Source organism: Paenibacillus prosopidis (assembly GCF_003337375.1).
Classification (GTDB): Bacteria; Bacillota; Bacilli; order Paenibacillales; family Paenibacillaceae; genus Pristimantibacillus; species Pristimantibacillus prosopidis.
On sequence record NZ_QPJD01000008.1, the window covers coordinates 268,064 to 286,092 of the forward strand.

At 45.2% G+C, this 18,029-nt stretch carries 12 protein-coding genes; 11 read left to right on the plus strand and 1 reads right to left on the minus strand.

Annotation, left to right across the window (positions count from 1 at the left end):
- Positions 1-97: 97 nt before the first annotated feature.
- The 5 genes from DFP97_RS14785 (at position 98) to DFP97_RS14805 (ending at position 7,729) form a co-directional block, all read left to right on the plus strand.
- Positions 98-1,018 carry an ABC transporter permease gene (locus tag DFP97_RS14785; RefSeq protein WP_114380948.1) on the plus strand — a complete coding sequence of 307 codons (921 nt, stop codon included), beginning with the start codon at positions 98-100 and terminating at the stop codon, positions 1,016-1,018.
- Positions 1,019-1,033: 15 nt separating this feature from the next.
- On the plus strand, positions 1,034-1,972 hold the full coding sequence (locus DFP97_RS14790) for a carbohydrate ABC transporter permease (protein ID WP_114380949.1): 939 nt from the start codon (positions 1,034-1,036) through the stop codon (positions 1,970-1,972).
- A gap of 56 nt (positions 1,973-2,028) precedes the next feature.
- The gene (locus tag DFP97_RS14795; protein WP_114380950.1) at positions 2,029-3,612 is read left to right on the plus strand and encodes a DUF3502 domain-containing protein; all 1,584 of its coding nucleotides are present in this window, start codon (positions 2,029-2,031) and stop codon (positions 3,610-3,612) included.
- Between the two features lie 74 nt (positions 3,613-3,686).
- Positions 3,687-4,265: a glycosyl hydrolase 53 family protein gene (locus tag DFP97_RS14800; RefSeq protein ID WP_114380951.1), complete on the plus strand. Its 579-nt coding sequence runs from the start codon at positions 3,687-3,689 to the stop codon at positions 4,263-4,265.
- Between the two features lie 29 nt (positions 4,266-4,294).
- Entirely contained in the window at positions 4,295-7,729 is a 3,435-nt protein-coding gene (locus DFP97_RS14805; RefSeq protein WP_181873531.1) for a glycosyl hydrolase 53 family protein, read from the plus strand.
- A gap of 262 nt (positions 7,730-7,991) precedes the next feature.
- Here the strand turns inward: DFP97_RS14805 and DFP97_RS14810 are convergent, their stop codons facing one another.
- Positions 7,992-9,461 (minus strand): glycosyltransferase family 39 protein, encoded by a 1,470-nt coding sequence (locus tag DFP97_RS14810; protein WP_114380953.1) that lies wholly within the window; start codon positions 9,459-9,461, stop codon positions 7,992-7,994.
- A gap of 177 nt (positions 9,462-9,638) precedes the next feature.
- Here DFP97_RS14810 and DFP97_RS14815 point away from each other — a divergent pair, with 177 nt between their 5' ends.
- From DFP97_RS14815 to DFP97_RS14840, 6 genes are all read left to right on the plus strand, one after another.
- Positions 9,639-10,415, plus strand: a complete 777-nt coding sequence (locus tag DFP97_RS14815; RefSeq protein WP_114380954.1) for a YheC/YheD family protein — start codon at positions 9,639-9,641, stop codon at positions 10,413-10,415.
- Between the two features lie 400 nt (positions 10,416-10,815).
- Positions 10,816-11,724, plus strand: a complete 909-nt coding sequence (locus tag DFP97_RS14820; RefSeq protein WP_114380955.1) for an ABC transporter permease — start codon at positions 10,816-10,818, stop codon at positions 11,722-11,724.
- A gap of 34 nt (positions 11,725-11,758) precedes the next feature.
- Positions 11,759-12,655, plus strand: a complete 897-nt coding sequence (locus tag DFP97_RS14825; protein ID WP_114380956.1) for a carbohydrate ABC transporter permease — start codon at positions 11,759-11,761, stop codon at positions 12,653-12,655.
- Between the two features lie 79 nt (positions 12,656-12,734).
- Positions 12,735-14,411, plus strand: coding sequence for an extracellular solute-binding protein (locus DFP97_RS14830; protein WP_114380957.1), 1,677 nt, complete (start codon positions 12,735-12,737; stop codon positions 14,409-14,411).
- Positions 14,412-14,579: 168 nt separating this feature from the next.
- Positions 14,580-16,121 carry a response regulator gene (locus DFP97_RS14835; RefSeq protein WP_114380958.1) on the plus strand — a complete coding sequence of 514 codons (1,542 nt, stop codon included), beginning with the start codon at positions 14,580-14,582 and terminating at the stop codon, positions 16,119-16,121.
- A 2-nt stretch (positions 16,122-16,123) separates the two neighbouring features.
- Positions 16,124-17,941, plus strand: a complete 1,818-nt coding sequence (locus DFP97_RS14840; RefSeq protein WP_114381022.1) for a sensor histidine kinase — start codon at positions 16,124-16,126, stop codon at positions 17,939-17,941.
- Positions 17,942-18,029: the final 88 nt, after the last annotated feature.

Sequence of the window (18,029 nt, forward strand, 5' to 3'; positions counted from 1 at the left end):
TAGATTAAGTATTACTTTTAGTTGCTTTCCTTAATTTTTCTGACCCCGGCCGCTTTATATAATGAGTACACAGAGAGATTACGAGAGGAGAGTACAGATGAACCGAAGCGGATTTTGGGGCGATGTCCTGAAACAAAGAATGTTGCTATTGATGCTGACACCAGCGGTATTGTTTTTTCTCTTATTCGCTTATGTGCCGATGGCCGGTATCGTTCTTGCTTTTAAACAGTTTAATTATGGGGGCGGAATTTTTGGAAGCCCATGGAACGGTTTAGATAATTTCCGGTTCTTTTTTGAGTCGGGAAATGCATGGATGGTTACAAAGAATACCGCGCTATATAATATCGCTTTCATAGTCGTGAATAACGTGCTCCAAATCGCCGTAGCGATCCTGTTGTTTGAGGCGGTGGGAAAATGGTTCCGGAAAATAACGCAAACCGTTCTGTTTCTGCCTTACTTCATTTCTTGGGTTGTAGTCGGCGCTATCGCGTATAACTTGTTTAACTACGATGTAGGAACGATTAACTCGATCCTGAACGCGTTTGGCATAGAGCCGATCGATATTTACAATACGCCAGCCTATTGGCCCTTCATTTTGGTGCTGGTCTCCGCATGGAAGGCGCTTGGATACGGATCGGTCATGTATCTGGCAGCCATTACCGGGATTGATACTGAAATGTACGAAGCTGCCGAAATTGACGGCGCTAATGTCTTTCAACGAATCTTCCATATAACGGTCCCTAACCTCTATCCGACCATCATTATTTTGGTGCTGCTCGCGATTGGAAACATCTTTAGAGGCGACTTCGGAATGTTCTATAACATGGTCGGAAATAACGGCCTATTGTTCTCCTCCACCGATGTGATCGACACCTTCGTTTTCAGGTCGCTTACCACATCAAATGAAATCGGATTATCAGCTGCAGCAGGTTTTTATCAGTCCGTTCTTGGTTTTGCGACGATCTTGCTGGCAAACTATGCGGTGCGTAAATATGACAAAGATCACGCTTTGTTCTAAAACGGAGGGATAACAATGAGTGCTACCGTTACTAATTACGGCAAAACAGGCAATACGTCCAAGGGCGCAGGCAAAAAGCAAATAGACCGGCTGCTGCTTTCCCTCATCGGATACTCGGTCATTTCGATACTGGCAATCCTTTGCATCATTCCATTTCTGCTGATCGTATCCTCATCACTTTCAGAAGAAGGTAAAATTATCGAGAATGGATTCCAATTGATTCCTTCCATGTTTTCTCTTGAAGCCTACAGCCTTCTGTTTAAATATCCGGCGCAATTGCTGAAGGCATATGGCGTGACGATCGCGGTTACGGTTATAGGAACGATAGGGGGGTTATTTCTAACCGCAATGACCTCCTATGTCCTTCAACGGAAGGATTTTAAATGGCGCAACCAGTTTTCGTTTTTCTTCTTCTTTACGACGCTGTTCAGCGGCGGACTCGTTCCATGGTATCTGATGATCATCAAATACCTTGACCTAAAGAATACGCTGATTGTCCTTATCCTTCCGATGCTTCTGAATGTGTTTTATATCATTGTCATGAAATCGTTCATGAGCAGCATTCCTGAAGCCATTACGGAATCGGCAAAGATCGACGGAGCAGGCGATTTTCGTATCTTCATTCAGCTGATCATGCCGCTATCCAAACCTGCACTCGCTACAATCGGTTTGTTTATTGCTCTCGGTTATTGGAATGATTGGTATAACGCGCTGTTATTTATCAGCACCGAAAATCTAATGCCTCTGCAGTACTATCTGTATAAGATGCTTGGCAATATGGATGGCATGAGAAGGGCGATGGTCAGCTCCGGAGCAGTCGTTACGATGAATATTCCGACTGAAAGTCTGAAGATGGCCATGACAATTGTTGCGACAGGCCCGATTCTGCTTGCATATCCGTTTATCCAACGGTATTTTGTTCAAGGCTTAACGATTGGCGCAGTGAAAGGATGACCCTAGGGAAACCTGGTTATCATATACAACATTACCTTTTAGGGGGAAAACGGGTCATGCAAAAGAAAAAGTCATTTATGCTATTATTTGCAATCATCATGGTAATGGCAACGGTTTTAAGCGCATGCGGCGGTAACAACAACGGGAATACCGGCACGAATGCCGGAGCAAGCAATACACCGTCTGAAAGCAATGGCAATGAGCAGCCGGCTGCAAATGATGGGAAGGCTGACACTTCTGAGGAAGTCGTTCTTAAGATGCTGCTTGTTGGCGGCAAACCGATCGATTATGATGTCGTTTTCGGCGAACTTAATAAGAAGCTAAAAGAAAAAATCAATGCAACTGTCGAAGCGGAATTTTTGGATTGGTCCGATTGGACGCAAAAATATCCGTTGAAATTTGCTGCAAATGAAGACTTTGACATCGCTTATACGGCAAACTGGGCTTTCTATAACGACCAGGCTTTAAAAGGCGGATTCCTGGAATTGACCGAAGAATTGCTTTCCGCAAATATGCCGTTAACTTGGAAGGCAATGCCTGAAGTGGCTTGGAATCAAGCGAAAGTAAACGGAAAGCTGTTCATGGTTCCAAATAACAATCCGGAAGTTACGGATAAGGCTGTTCTAATCCGCGAAGATCTTCGCAAGAAGCACAATCTGGAACCGGTCAACAGCCCAGAGACTTTTGCTAACTATGTAAAAACAATTGCTGCAAACGAAAAAGGGATTAATGCCTACAACGCAAAAGCAGCAGACGGCTGGAAATGGCATGAGCTGGACCAAATCCTTCTGGAGCAGCAAAACGAATGGAATCTTGTCGACTACAACATTCCGCTCGCATATAAGCTGACTGACGAAAAAGGTCAAGTGTTCAACGTATACGATACTCCGGAATTCAAGCAATTGCTGGCGTACTACAAGGATCTGGCTGACAATAACGCTTGGTCGAAAAACGTTGTAAGCAATAAAAATGATGTTTGGCAGGATATGAAAGCAGGCAAAACGGCTTCATACGCTCATAACCTGGGTACGTTAGCCATGAACCTGGCTGAGCTGCGCAGAGAGCAGCCTGAGGTTGAACTGGCAATCGCAGATCTTACGCCGGATAAAAAGAAGATTGCTGCAATTTCAACACAAAACGGAATGGCTATCCATGCGACTTCCAAAAATGCAGAACGTTCGTTGATGCTCATTGATCTTCTGCAAAACGATAAAGAAATTCATGATCTATTCATGAACGGTATTGCAGGAAACCATTATGAAGCGGTTGGCGATGATAAATTCAACGCGACAGCGGGCACGCCTAACTTTACAGGCTTCTCCAACTGGGGCGCTAACTCGCCGCTCAATCGAAAGGATGCCTCTTATCCGGCAGAAGCGGATGCGATCGCTAACGCTTGGCAGGAGAAAATTCACAACTTTGCACTGGAAACGTTCGTTTTCAACGATGCCAATGTGAAGAATGAAGTGGCAAACGTAGGCAATGTTATGCTTCGTTACGCAATTCCGCTCGAATATGGCCTAATCAAAGATATTGATAAAGGACATGCTGATTTGATCGAGCAGTTAAAAGCAGCTGGCATTGAAAAGCTTCAACAGGAACTGCAAACTCAAATCGATGCTTTCCTGGCAAACCAATAATAAGCAGAAAAAGGAGGTGACAGCAGTCTCCTCCTTTTCTTTTCGAAATGAAACATTCTTTAGAGGAGATATGAATGATGACCAAAACGTTGATCGAAGACAAGGACATTTCTTTTTTGGATGAAATCGGGACATTAGAAGTGACGAACGAAGACGACGGTCAGACATTAGATGCTCTAGAGATCATGAAAAATAATGGAGTTAACGCGATTAGGCTTCGCATCCGGAATGAGCCTGCAGGAGGCTTTCGCAAGCTTGAACGTACGCTTCAAATGGCCAAACAGATTAAGGCTCTACATATGCATTTTTTGCTTGATTTCCATTTTAATCATAAATGGGCATACCCGGAGGATCATTCGAAGTCTAAAAATCGGGTGCATTTAGGAAGAGAAGCACTGAATGATCAGGTCTTTAATTATACGTACTATGTTTTATCCGTATTGAAAGAGCAGGGGGCGTTGCCCGATATGGTCCAGATAAGCAGTGAAATCACTCACGGCCATCTTTGGAATGAGAGTAAAGTCGATGGGGATTTCGGTTCAAACGATCATTGGGATCATTATATGACTTCAGTAATATCCGGTGTAGTTGCAGCGAAATCGATTGATTCTGCCATCAACATTAGGCTGGGAGATGGAGGAGAATTACAATGAAATCTATGACTATACGAGGTGGAAGGCGCATGATCGTTTTGGCTCGTAAATGGATGATAACCTTAATGGTATTTTCGATAGCGCTTACAACGATGTTTGCCGCGGGTGTATACGAGGAGGCTTCGGCTGCTGTGGTAAATCCAAATCTAATTAAAAATTCTGGCTTTGAGAGCGGGAATCTAACTAATTGGTCGGTCTCAGGAACTGAGAATGCTGTAGTAATCAAAAATGTAGAGGCAGATGCCCACTCTGGAAGTCATGCAATCAACTATTGGTTTAAAACGCCGTATGCGTTTAAATTAAAGCAGACGATTACCGGGTTGGAAAACGGCACCTATGAGCTGAAGGCATGGGCATCCGGCGGCGGAGGCGATACCAAGCTTAAGCTGTTTGTAGAAGGTTTCGACGGAGAAACGCGGAGCACCGATGCCGTTAATACAGGCTGGAACAAATGGATACAGTACTCTGTTACAGACATTGAGGTAACGGGCGGCCATGTTACGATTGGCTTTGATGTTGAGGCTCCTGGTGATGTGTGGGGATACTTCGACGATTTTGAACTTGTGAAAGTTTCATCAAACGAAGAACCGTCAGAGCCAGAGGAGTTTATTAAAGGGGTAGACATATCGACGCTTCAGGCGATAGAAGCAAAGGGAATCAAGTATTATGACGGAGGTGTAGAGAAGGATCTGCTCACGATACTGAAAGACCATGGCGTCAATTATGTGCGATTACGGGTATGGAACAATCCCGTTGAAGCGGAAGGGTTTAATGATAAGGCGCATTTAATTGCCCTGGCAGAGCGGGTTAAGGCTGCAGGAATGAAGCTGCTCGTCGATTTCCATTACTCCGATTTCTGGGCCGATCCCGGTAAGCAGGTCAAACCGAAGGCTTGGGAAGATCTGGCATTCACTGACTTGAAGCAAGCGGTTTATGACTATACGAAAGAGGTTATGAATGAATTAAAAGCGGTTAGCGCCTATCCGGATATGGTACAGATCGGAAATGAAATTAACAACGGCATGATGCATCCCGAAGGTTCCGTTAGCAATTTCGTACAGTTAGCAGAGCTGCTGAAGGAAGGCGTTAAAGCGGTTCGTGATACGACTCCGGTCAATCACACTACGAAAATTGTGATCCATTTGGCAGAGGGTGGAGATAATCGTAAGTTCCAGAGCTTCTTCGACGAAGTAGAAAATCATGATGTGGATTATGATGTGATCGGCATGTCTTATTATCCATATTGGCACGGAACGTTCCAACAGCTGAAGACAAATATGGACGACATGGCTGCCCGTTACGGGAAGCAAATCGTCGTCGCTGAAACGGCCTATCCGTTCACGCTGGATAACGGCGACCAGCAAGGAAACATCGCCGGAGCGGATCAGGTGAGAATTACCGGCTTTACGGCAACGCCGGAAAATCAAAAGCTTGTAACAGAAACCGTAATGAATACGGTAGCCCATGTTGAGGGCGGTAAAGGTCTGGGTGTGTTTTACTGGGAACCGGCCTGGCTTCCCGGTGTCGGCTGGAAAGTTGGAGAAGGCAACGGGTGGGAAAATCAGGCGATGTTCGATTTTGAAGGAAATGCGCTGAACTCGCTCGATGCGTTCAAGTTCACACCTGGCAGCATCCCGGAGTTATCTCCGATTTTGGTATATGCGTTACCTGGTATTACAATTGCCAAAGGCGGAACGCCTACAATGCCGAGCAAAGCTAACGTGCTGTATAATGAAGGTTCCATTTTTCAGACAAACGTGGTTTGGGACAACATTACCGAGGAGCAGTTGAACACACCCGGGACATTTACGGTAAATGGTACCGTCGTCGGTCTGAGCCAGAAGGCGACGATTGAGATTACCGTGCTGGCAAACCCTAATATGGTGAAAAATCCAGGCTTCGAAAACGGGGATTTGACGGATTGGACCGTAACAGGGACAACCGCTGCTGGGAAGATACATGAAAGTACGGGCAACTCTCATTCTGGAAGCCATGCGTTCAACTACTGGTATGGATCGCCGTATGCCTATCAATTAAAGCAGACGATTACCGGCTTGGAGGCTGGGACGTACGTGCTCAAAGCATGGTCATCCGGCGGCGGGGGCGACACAAGGCTGAAGCTGTTCGCAGAGAACACGGGAGGAACAACCCTTAGTAAGGATATGGTTAATACGGGTTATAACGTTTGGAAGCAATATGCCATCGAAAATATTCAAGTGAACGACGGCCAGTTAACCATAGGCTTTGATGTCGAGGCGCCAAAAGATATTTGGGGATACTTCGACGATATTGAACTCGTACAAGTAGCTAAAGCGCCTACCGATACGGGTAACAGTTCAAATTCGGGCAGCACCAATGAGAGTGGTGGTGTCATCGTTACACCTGATCAAATCAGTAAAACCGAGGATGGGATCAGAACGGTTGAGCTTCCTGCAAATACTTCTGAAGTCATTCTGCCTTCCGGTATCTATGACCAACTGAAAAATGAGCCGCTGAAGTTTGATACGGGCAACCTCTCTATTGAAATACCTTCCGAGTTGTTTAAAGAACTTCAAAGTAAGCTGCCTAACGTGGAAAAAAGCACGATTACGCTTAAGTTATTGCCTCTGGAAGAAGCCAAAACGAAGGAAATACTTTCGCAGAGCGGTGAGAACCGAGGGAATACACAAGTTAAGGTGGCTGGCCAGGTTTACGATTTTAAACTATCGATCAAGAATGAAGCAGGAAACGAAACGGTTCTTTCGCAGTTCAGCAAGTCGATCACCATTCGATTAAAACCGGATTCAACGATCAATTCACAAAATGCAGGTATTTACTATATCGCAGATGATGGAAGACTAGAATATGTAGGCGGCAAGTGGATTAACGGTGAATTAGTGGCACAAATCGAGCACTTCAGTTTGTATGCAGTCTTGGAAGTAACGAAGCAGTATGACGATGTGGCAGCGGGATATTGGGCACATGATATCATCGCCCAGCTTGCAGGTAAACAAATCGTTCAAGGAACGACAGCTGCTACCTTTGAGCCTAGAAATTCCATAAGTCGTGCGGAGTTTGCTGCTTTGCTTGTAAGAGCTCTAAAGCTAAAAGGTCAAACGGAAAATATATTTAACGATGTGCCAGCCGGAGCATGGTATGCGGATGAGGTTTCCGCAGCGTACGGGGCAGGTATCGTCAAGGGCCGCAGCGCATCTCTGTTTGATCCGAAAGCACCGATCACGCGCCAAGAAATGGCGATTATGCTGATGAAGGCCTACTCGATTAAAACGGGTGCTACTGCGGCACCAGGGGAAGCAGTACCATTTGTAGACGCAGATAAAATAGACGAATGGGCAATATCATCAATTCAATCAGCACATAAGCTTGGATTGATCCAAGGACGCGAACAGAACAGGTTTGCACCGGATGTGTATATGACCCGTGCCGAAGCGGCCCAGGCCATAAATCGATTGCTTATGATTTAATCAGACAATAACAAGCCAACAGGCGCACCTAGCTCATCACTAGTTGCGCCTGTTGCACTTTTTACAGCAGAAACCTCACATCAATCATCGAAAGAAGTGTTCTGTTATAAAAACTGCAATGCAAGTTAGAATCCAGACGTCCAAAGTCTATTCTGCTGCACAAACTACAGTAGAAACTTAGGTAACCCATCTCTGACTACTTAAGTAACCATTACTGACTCATCGGTTAAGCGTGTCCCGCTAGGGACGAAAGCGCTCCTACTCAAACGTCCCCGCCAAGCGTCTCTTTAGCTCTAACGTTCGTCCCCGCGCGGGTGTCCAGAGGGCGCAGCGCCTCGGGGCCCTCCCTTGGAAGGGAGGGTTTGGGAGGGTTCGAAACGCCTTTGAAGGTTTGGTTGAAGCCTTTGAAGGTTTGGTTGAAGCCTTTGAAGGTTCGGTTGAAGCCTTTGAAGGTTTGGTAGAAGCCTTTAAAGGTTTGGATGTCCAACGCTCGATCAACCACATAAGCGGCACATAGGAAAATAATGAATACATTAGGGTAGCCGTATCTTGAAAATGCGACAAAAGGTACATAAATAACGGTAAAGTAGGCGAAGGTCAGCAGCAATAACAGGTATTGCTGTTTCCTTTGTCTAATGGCTTGAATGAGCATTAGAAGCAACCCGGCCCCGCCAATCGCTACAAATAGGATATGATAGACCGTTACCAATGACCCTGGAATGCCAAATACTGTTTTCCAATAATATGGTCCCAAATATAATCCTTTTAGTTTTTCGATGGTGTACCACTGTAAGTATTGTAAAGGCTGCTCTTTGAATCCGAATTGCACAATCTTCTTGGTTGTCTCTGCCATATCCGCATCTGAGCCTGTGAAAAGGCTGTCTCTGCCGCCAGTGTATTCCGGATGCGCATCAAAAAAGGCTTGCGGCGGAGCTGCATTATGGATGAGCGCCCCAAGCAGCATCGGATTCCCTGCGGATTTGGTAAATGGAATGAACTCATCGAACGTTGCGTAATTACGAATCCACCATGGACATAGTAGCAAAATTAAAGTGACGGAAATAACGGTGGTATGCTTGATAATTGTTTTCCAAGATACCCTGTTCACTAACCACAAAATGAATAGCACGATCGGAAAAAGGATGGCATGCGGTTTGAAATAGCAGGCTAACCCTACTAGAACGGCTGCAATTACATAATGTTTTGTTTGATTGCTCTTCAAAGCAAGGATGCAGAAACAGATCAGCAGTATAAAAATAGTCCTAAATAGAGTTTCCGATAAAATGACACCCGACGAAAAGTAATCAGGCAAATATAGTGCCGAGGCAATACAGGCAATAATAGCTGCTCTACAATTAAACAAGTGATTTGCTATAACAAATATGAGATAAATAGACAAAGCTTGCAGGGCTGCCTGTAGAACACGGAACGCAATTACCGCATCGTTGTCTTGTCCGAAAATAAGCATGAATCCGGATAAAATCAAGGGCATTCCCGGCATAATAAACGCCGAAGGTGCTTCTCCGCTATTATAAGCAAGCGTATGCTTATTCAATAAAATTTTGGCGCTGTTTACGTATTTGACATCATCGTTATTTAATTTTTCATAGGAGCCTAGCAAAAAGTGGTCCCCATGATAAAGGACAGATGCCGTACTGATCGCGAAAACGAGCAAGATGATGACGATAAGAGATATCCTAACTCGATAAGATATATGATTCAGCTTAAACAAAACCTGCACACCTTTCTCTACTATAAATATACGACAAATACATAAAATTCCTCCTCATTTTAATAGAAACGTACAAATAAAGCAAAATGTTCCATCCAGTTGGTATTTTTAGCGTCTATACACGTCCGTACAAGTACATATATCTCTCATTTCATAAAGTATAACGAGGTGAGAGTATTGTATAGAAAAGGATATAACAGCAGAAGAATACGGGGAAAGCTTATCGTGTGCGATTACTTATCAGCCAGCGTGGAGCTAGAGCAGCATATTCCGCAAACCGTTTCCTTTAGTCTAGCTCAATTAGAGGAAATGATAGGAAGGTACTCGACGCTTTACGTGAAGCCCGATATCGGCTCGCATGGGATCGGCATTTTTAAGCTAAAGTGCTTGACTGAAGGATTTGAGCTGTACGAGATCGTAAAGAAAAAGCAAATGACGAATCAGTATGAGACGCTGACAGCTGTTTATGATCGAATAAATACCGCGAGCTCAGCCAAGCTGATTATTCAAAGAGGCGTCGAATTGGACAGGGTGAACGGACGTCCCTATGATATTCGAGCCATGGTTCAGCGGAAAAAGGGAGGCATCTGGACCGTCACCGGGTTTCTCGTAAAAGTGGGCGCAGCTGACAAAATAGTAACGAACTATCACCAAGGCGGCACTATATATACGATGAACCAGCTAGGCAAGCTGCAGGGTCTGTCTGCATCGCAGACCCAATTACGGATACAGACGTTGACGCTTACCGCTCTCAAAATTAGCCGGCTGCTGAGCGAGAAGCAATCGGGAATGCACGAAATGGGCATCGATTTTGCTTACGATGTTGAGCAGCAGCTGTGGGTGCTCGAGGTTAACTCGAACCGTCCGCAGTTTGGTCCCCTGAAGCGGCTTGATCGCCGCGCATATGACAGGATGAAGCGGTTTGCTGCAAGCTACGGCAGACGCAGCCATTAATGGTAATTAAAAAGAGCAGCCAAGGCTACGTCGAAGATAAGGCATATAGCGCATCCAATGTCCGCACGACTCGCTTTTAAGCCTTTTTCATACAAATAGCGGATCCAATGTCCGCAAAATAGAGGTTTTTTTGCTCAAGAAAGCAGCAATAGTCAAAAAAAGAAATAGGACGGAGCAGTTTTAGCTGCTTGCTCCGTCCTATTTCTGTTTAGTGGTTTTAGTCAAAGCGAGCTGTTTCTCAAGTGAACCTACTAACTTTTGAGATGACCCCTTTATTAATTATGATATTATTCAACGCATAATGATTGAAAAGTATCATTTTTCGTTGTTCAGGTAGCTAGTAGTGCTATAGTCGTCACGATAAAATACAAGTAGAACGACAGCAGCAAGGGGGACTGGAATGGCGATGTTCATTCGATTCGTTAAGCAAATCGACATCCAATTGATGGTATTGCCTGCCTTAATACTCATTATCATTTTTAGCTACATTCCGATGTACGGCGTACTGATGGCTTTTCAGGATTACAGCATCTTCAAAGGTTTTATGGCGAGTCCATGGGTTGGATTGAAGCATTTCAATATGTTCTTTGGCTCTCCGGAGTTTTTGGAAGTTATGCGAAACACGGCAGTCATCAGCCTGTTGAAATTTTTTATAGGCTTTCCGGCACCGATCCTGCTTGCATTAATGCTCAATGAAGTGAAGAACATGATGTTTAAGCGGCTCGTACAAACCGTCAGCTATTTGCCTCACTTTATGTCATGGGTTATCGTAGCCGGGCTAGTAATGTCGATGCTCTCTACCGATAACGGCAGCATTAACATTTTGATGGAAAAGATGAATGTCATCGATGAACCAATTAACTTCCTGTCTCTTCCGGAATTGTTCTGGTCCATCCTGGTGTCGACCGGCGTTTGGAAGGAAATCGGCTTCGGTTCGATTGTATACTTAGCCGCAATTGCCGGCATCGATCCGAGTATGTACGAGGCAGCATCGATGGACGGGGCGAGCAGGTTTAAACAAATCTTTCTGATCACGCTGCCTTCCATTATGCCTGTCGTCATCATTTTTATGATTCTTGCGATAGGAAATCTGCTGAACGCAGGCTTCGAGGACATTCTCCTGCTTGCCGTCAATCCGGTGCTCAGGGACGTTTCGGATGTTATAGATACCTATGTGTATCGAGTGGGCATACAAAATTCGCGTTACTCATACGCCACTGCGGTCGGATTATTCAAAGCGGTAATCAGCGTCGGACTTTTGACGATGGCCAATTATATTGCCCGCAGAGCCGGCAGCAGCTTGTGGTAGATTATACATTTTGTCCGGAAAGGCGGATGGTGCAGTGATTAGGCTCAGCTTTGGAGACCGCGTAATGACGGTAACGATTTATATTTTGCTATCGCTACTCGCGTTTATGACCTTTTATCCGTTCTGGAACGCACTTGTTATATCATTCAACAGCGGGATGGATACATCGATGGGTGGCGTAACGTTCTGGCCGCGTGTATGGACGTTGGAGAATTACGGGATCGTGTTTAATGATGCGCGGCTCCTGAATGCGTTCTTCATCTCCGTTGGGCGTACGGTTATCGGAACGGCGGCATCGATTTTGTTCACAGCTATATTCGCATATGGCATCTCTAAGAGAGAATTGATGGGCCGCAAATTTTACATGATTCTATGCATCATTACGATGTATTTCAGCGGCGGGCTCATTCCTTCCTTCTTGCTCATCCGTGAGCTTGGCCTGATGAATAGCTTCTGGGTATTTATTATTCCTTCTCTAATCAGCGTTTGGAATATGATCATATTCCGCACCTTCTTCCAAGGTCTGCCTGCAGGACTCGAGGAATCAGCGAAAATCGATGGAAGCGGCAACTGGGGTATCTTTTTCCGAATCGTCATTCCGTTATCCGGTCCCGTAATAGCAACATTATCGCTCTTCACTGCCGTATATCACTGGAATGATTGGTTTGGACCAAGCATCTACATATCCAATGAAAATCTGCTTCCTATACAAACGATGCTGAAGCAAATTTTGAATTCAAACATCGTGTCCGATCAAATGTCGCAGCTCGATTCCGCGGCTCAGGGCCAGCTTGCCAAAATGAGAACGGTTACGAGCAAATCGCTTTCGATGGCGACCATGATGGTTGCGACCATTCCTATCATTATGGTATATCCATTCGTTCAAAAGTATTTCGTAAAGGGCGTTCTGATAGGATCTTTGAAAGAGTAATTGGTCATCTATAAGTAAAGTAGTTTAGAGCGATAGCTTTGAACATATAAAAAAAGACCTTGAAAGGGGATTTTAGACAATGAAGTTTAAAAGGAAACTGCTCGTCCCAGTCGTGTCCGCATTCATGGCCGTTTCATTAATGGCAGGCTGCAGCAGCAATGGCGGTAACTCCGGCAACTCTGGTAATTCCGGCAGCGGCGAGACTGCTAACGGCAATGCTGAGTCAAACAACGGCAACAAGCCTGCATCCGTTTATGAACTTGGCAAGGAGCAGCTTGATTTCACCCTTTACGGTCATTACGATTGGTATACGATGCCTGAATGGGGAGGCGACATTACAAGCACATGGATCAGGGATACAAAGAAGGTTAACGTAAAGCCGATTCATTCAGGAGGCGCGGCCCCCCAGAAGCTGAACACAATGATCGCGACAGGCGATCTGCCTGATGCCATCTGGCTTGAGCGTTCAGATGTAGAGAAATTGCGCAGCGCTGATTTGCTTGTACCGTTCGACGATTATCTCGATAAATATCCGAACTTGAAAAAATGGCTCGGCGAGGAAGGCATTAACATGCTTCGTTCCGAAGACGGCAAGCTGTATCAATTTCCGAATTGGTATACGAAGCAGCCGAATGGTAACGCCGGTTATGTTGTAAACAAGAAAATTTACGCGGAGCTCGGCTCGCCTAAGCTGGAAACGACAGACGACCTGTACAATTACTTGAAGCTTGTAAAAGAGAAATATCCGAATGTTGTTCCTTATGAACCGCATTTGGCCAAAGACGGACAAGGCATTGACGTTTTGTATTCCGCTTTCAAAGAAAACGATCAAAAATTTCCCGGTATGCGCGCTGTTCCAAACGGCGACCAATTAACTTCGATTTTCCTGGATCCTGAGTACCGGGAAGCTATGCAGTACACGTCCAAGCTGTTTCGCGAGAAGCTGATTACGCAGGATGCCTTGACACAAACCATCGATCAGATTACGGAAAAAGTGATGACAGGCCGCGTTGCGGTATTCGCATCCGCAAGTCCGACTGAAATTGCCATGCAAGCTCACGCTGAGCTCGTTAAGAACGACCCGGAAGCCGGCTATTTCATGATTTGGCCAATTCACAAAGAAGGTCTTGATAAAAACAAGATTTTCCCGGGCACGTACGGCATGCTTGGCTGGAACGTAACGGTTATTACGAAAGCTGCCAAAAACCCGGAAGCCATCTTTGCATTCTATGATTGGCTGACTGGTCCTGAAGGGCAAAGCGCGCTCATGTGGGGTCCTCCAGGCATCTATTGGGACGGGGTTGAAGCAGACGGCGAAACGCCAAAATTCACGGAGAAATATACATCCGAAGCCGGCGAAATGGCCAAGCTTCAAGCGATTACAACAAACCTGAACTGGGTTGGAAACACCGTTTTCATTGATACAACAAAAGCGGAGTTCGAATCAAAACTGCCAGTAGAGCAGCAAAACTGGGCGACCCGTTACCAGCGTGAAATTACGTGGAAAACGCAGTCCAATGCAACTGAATTCATCAATATTGATCCGCAACCGGAAACGGAAGAAGGTATTATACGACAACGTATAGAGGATCTGTACGTCGAGATGAGAGCGAAAGCCTTGTTCGCGAAGAGCGATGAGGAAGTCCTTGCGATTCTTGACCAAGCGCAGAAGGATGCAGTCGAGGCAGGCTACGATAAGCTTCTTGCGTTCAAAACGAAGAAATGGCAAGAAAATCTTGCCAAAATGCAGCAATAGCAAATTGAAGCTTTATTATATAACGGCGGGTATACTAAACTATTTAGTATACCCGAGTTTTTGTATATACGGATAAGTTAATGCTTTCGAAGCAGGTTTGCTGGGCAAACCTTAGCTGATGCTTACGAAGTAAGGTTTCCATTCGCAAACCTTTGAGGGGGAGGAATCATGTACAAGGTACTGCTGGCAGACGATGAAAAACTAGATTTGGACGGCATGCGCACATTCATTCCCTGGCAAGACCTTGGCATGGAGGTCGTTGATGGTGTGATGAACGGCTTTGATGCCTGTAAAGTACTAGAGTTAGAGAAGATCGACATCCTCGTTACCGACGTACGGATGCCCAATATGTCAGGATTGGAGCTCGCGAAGCGGGCGATGGAAATGTGGAAGGATATAAAAATTATTTTCGTCAGCGGCTATCAGGATTTTAGTTATGCGAAGCAAGCCCTCTCGCTAAATGCGGTCAATTATGTGCTGAAGCCGATGGATGACCAGGAGCTCATAGATTCATTAACCAAGGTTCGCGAGGATTTGGATCAGGAGCGGCTTAGGCAGGATGCTTATTGGCAGATGGTTCCGATCGTCAAAAATGAATATTTGCTGCAGCTGCTTGAAGGGCCGGGCGCCGAATCGACAATCGACGTTCTGAAGCAGGAATATCAGATGAGCCGATTCGTTTGGCCGGGCTGCGCAGCTGTTATCGAAATAGACGGTTTATCTTGGAAGCAAGCTGAAGAGAACCGCAGCGAAAAAGATGAAATGCAAGGCGTCGTTTCGATTTGCTCCAGGCTAGGTGTTGAACATATATGTAAAATTAGTAAAACTCGTGCGGCATTGCTATTAGAAAATATCGACAACAATCCCGTGCTTGACCAAATTTTCGATCAGGTGAAAAAGAATCTTCCATTTTCAATAACGGCTGGCGTCGGAGAACGCTGCAATGCCCTATCTGAGTTAACGGTCTCTTACCGGCAAGCGGTAGAAGCACTGGATTTAAAAATGTTTTACGGCAAAGGCAAGGTTATTGGCTATGGCGAGGTTAGAACGGCGGAGAAGGAGGACGTCAAGCATTTGGACGCACGACTTGAGGCGTTGTTTGTGGCGATGTCCAACTATGAGCTAGTCCGGATTCACGATGAGTTAGACGACTTGTTTCAAGTGGCCAAAAGCCTGAAGTCCAAATTTACGCTGCGGAATTTTGCCTTGTACATCTTAATGAAGCTTGATAATTACTTGCACAAATCAAACGAAAATGTATTCCACCTGCTTGGAATGGAATTGAACAATTATGATATTATAATGCAGTTCGAAACCATTACGGATATTCACTACTGGCTGCGGCGCCGTGTTTATGAAATTTCCGAGACGCTGCAAGCAAATAAACATAAAAAAAATTGGAAGCTGATACGTCAAATGGTCGAGTATATGAAAGAACGCACGCATGAGAATATTACGCTGCGCGATTTGGCCGAGCAATTTTCCTTGTCGCCAAACTATCTTGGCGTTATTTTCAAAGAGGAGACCGGCAAAAACTTCAGTGAGTATTTTATTTCGCTGCGAATGGAAAAATCATGCGAGCTGCTCAAAACGACAAATATGAAAATATATGAAATCGCTGATCGGGTCGGGTATCGACATCTGCCTTATTTCAGCAGGCAGTTTAAGGAAACGTACGGTATGACGCCGCTCGAATACAGACGCGCATGAACATGGATATAAACAAAAACGGGAACAAGAAAGAACATCGTTATATACCGTTTGGCATTAAACTGATGCTTACTTACAGCTTATTTATTATTATCCCGGTGCTTCTTGCAGGCTACACGGCTAATACGATCTTTACGAACTCGATTCAAGAGCGTACGAAGGAAATCAATCAAGGTACACTGGTGCAAATGAAGGATAACATCAATTATAAGTTGGAAGATATGTCGCGAATTTCAAGCATGCTTTACTTAGACAACAATCTCTCCTCCTATTTGCGCCATTATGAGGAGGGCTGGGTCAGCTACGAAGCGACGACGAAGCAGCTGCTTCCGAAGATTCAGACGACAATTGAGGCTGCGAACAATAAAATGCGGCTTGCTGTCTACCTTCATAATGAAACGCTGCCGGAAATTTATCATAATTACCATGATAACGATCCTCTGAATGCAGAGGGTCCTTTATTCGATTTGTACCATATTAAACGAATTGCCGATAAACCTTGGTATTTGAATTATCCGGCCGAGCAATATAACGTTACGATGCAGTGGAAGCAGGTGGAGGGTGACGAGAAATTCGGTCATATATCGCTTCTAAGACGGCTGGTCGATACGAATGATCCGATTTTGCTTGAAGAAATCGGTTTTGTCCGCATTAGTCTGCGGCTGACTGATTTGCTCGAAAGCGTTGATTCCGAGAAAATCGGCAAAGGAACGAAAATATTTGCGATGGACGAAAATCGTAAAATTATGTTTGCCTCCGGAGATACCGAATATAAGCCCGGTGAGACGTTTAGTGAAGAATGGCTGGCCGATTATTGGGTTATCGAAGAGGCTGTTCCGCAGCTGAATTGGCGGTTGGTAGCGCTCGTTCCTGCAGACATCATGAAGAAGGCGACGGAGAAGGTTCAATTATGGACGATTTTGATCTGCCTGGCTTGCTTTATTGTCTTTTCATTTGCCGGACTGTTCATTTCCCGTTTCTTCTCAAGAAAAGTATCGAAAATCGTTCGGGTGCTCGATTCCTTTCAAGAGGGTAATTTTCAAAAAAGTATTCATTTTAAGGGTAAGGATGAATTTACTCGTATATCGGTTGCGCTGAATGAGATGGGGCAAAATATCGATGAATTAATACAAGAAGTTTATATGACGAACATCAAGAAGAAGGAAGCGGAGCTCGAATCCCTTCAAGCGCAAATTAACCCTCATTTTCTATATAATACGCTTTCCTCGATTAGCCGCTTAGCTAAATTCGGCGAAATAGACAAGCTGCAGCGTATGGTGCTCGATTTAGCGAAATTTTACAGGCTATCGCTCAATGAGGGACGAACCGTCATTCCGGTTAAAAATGAGCTTGAGCAAATAGGCGCCTATATTAACATCCAGAAGACGAAGTTCGGAGACGGGATGAATGTGCTGTTTGATGTTGATCCTGACGTTGTCCGGTTTACGACCGTGAAGCTCATTTTGCAGCCATTTATTGAAAATGCGCTTGAGCATGCGTGGTACGGGGATCGAATCAATATCCGGATTACCGGAAAGCTGGAGGGGGAGCTTATCACCTTCCAAATCATAGATGACGGTATTGGCTTTCATCCCGAAACGCTCCGCCAGCTGACTGATCCGGCGGAAAGCTTGAATGTCGGCTACGGTATACGCAATGTAGACGGAAGGATACGTCTACATTACGGTGCGGAGTACGGTGTCTCGATCGTGAGCAGAAGAGGTATCGGCACTTCCGTCAATATTACGATTCCTGCTATTCGAATCCGTCATTTAGAAAATGGGCCGGGTAGTCCAAGCCATTCGCTCCGGGCTAGATGAAACCGGTATGTGTAGGCTATGAGCTGTTCGGAGAAATCGTGAGCGCCCAACAGCTCATCGTGCGGTGCGTTAAGCCCGAATCCCTAGC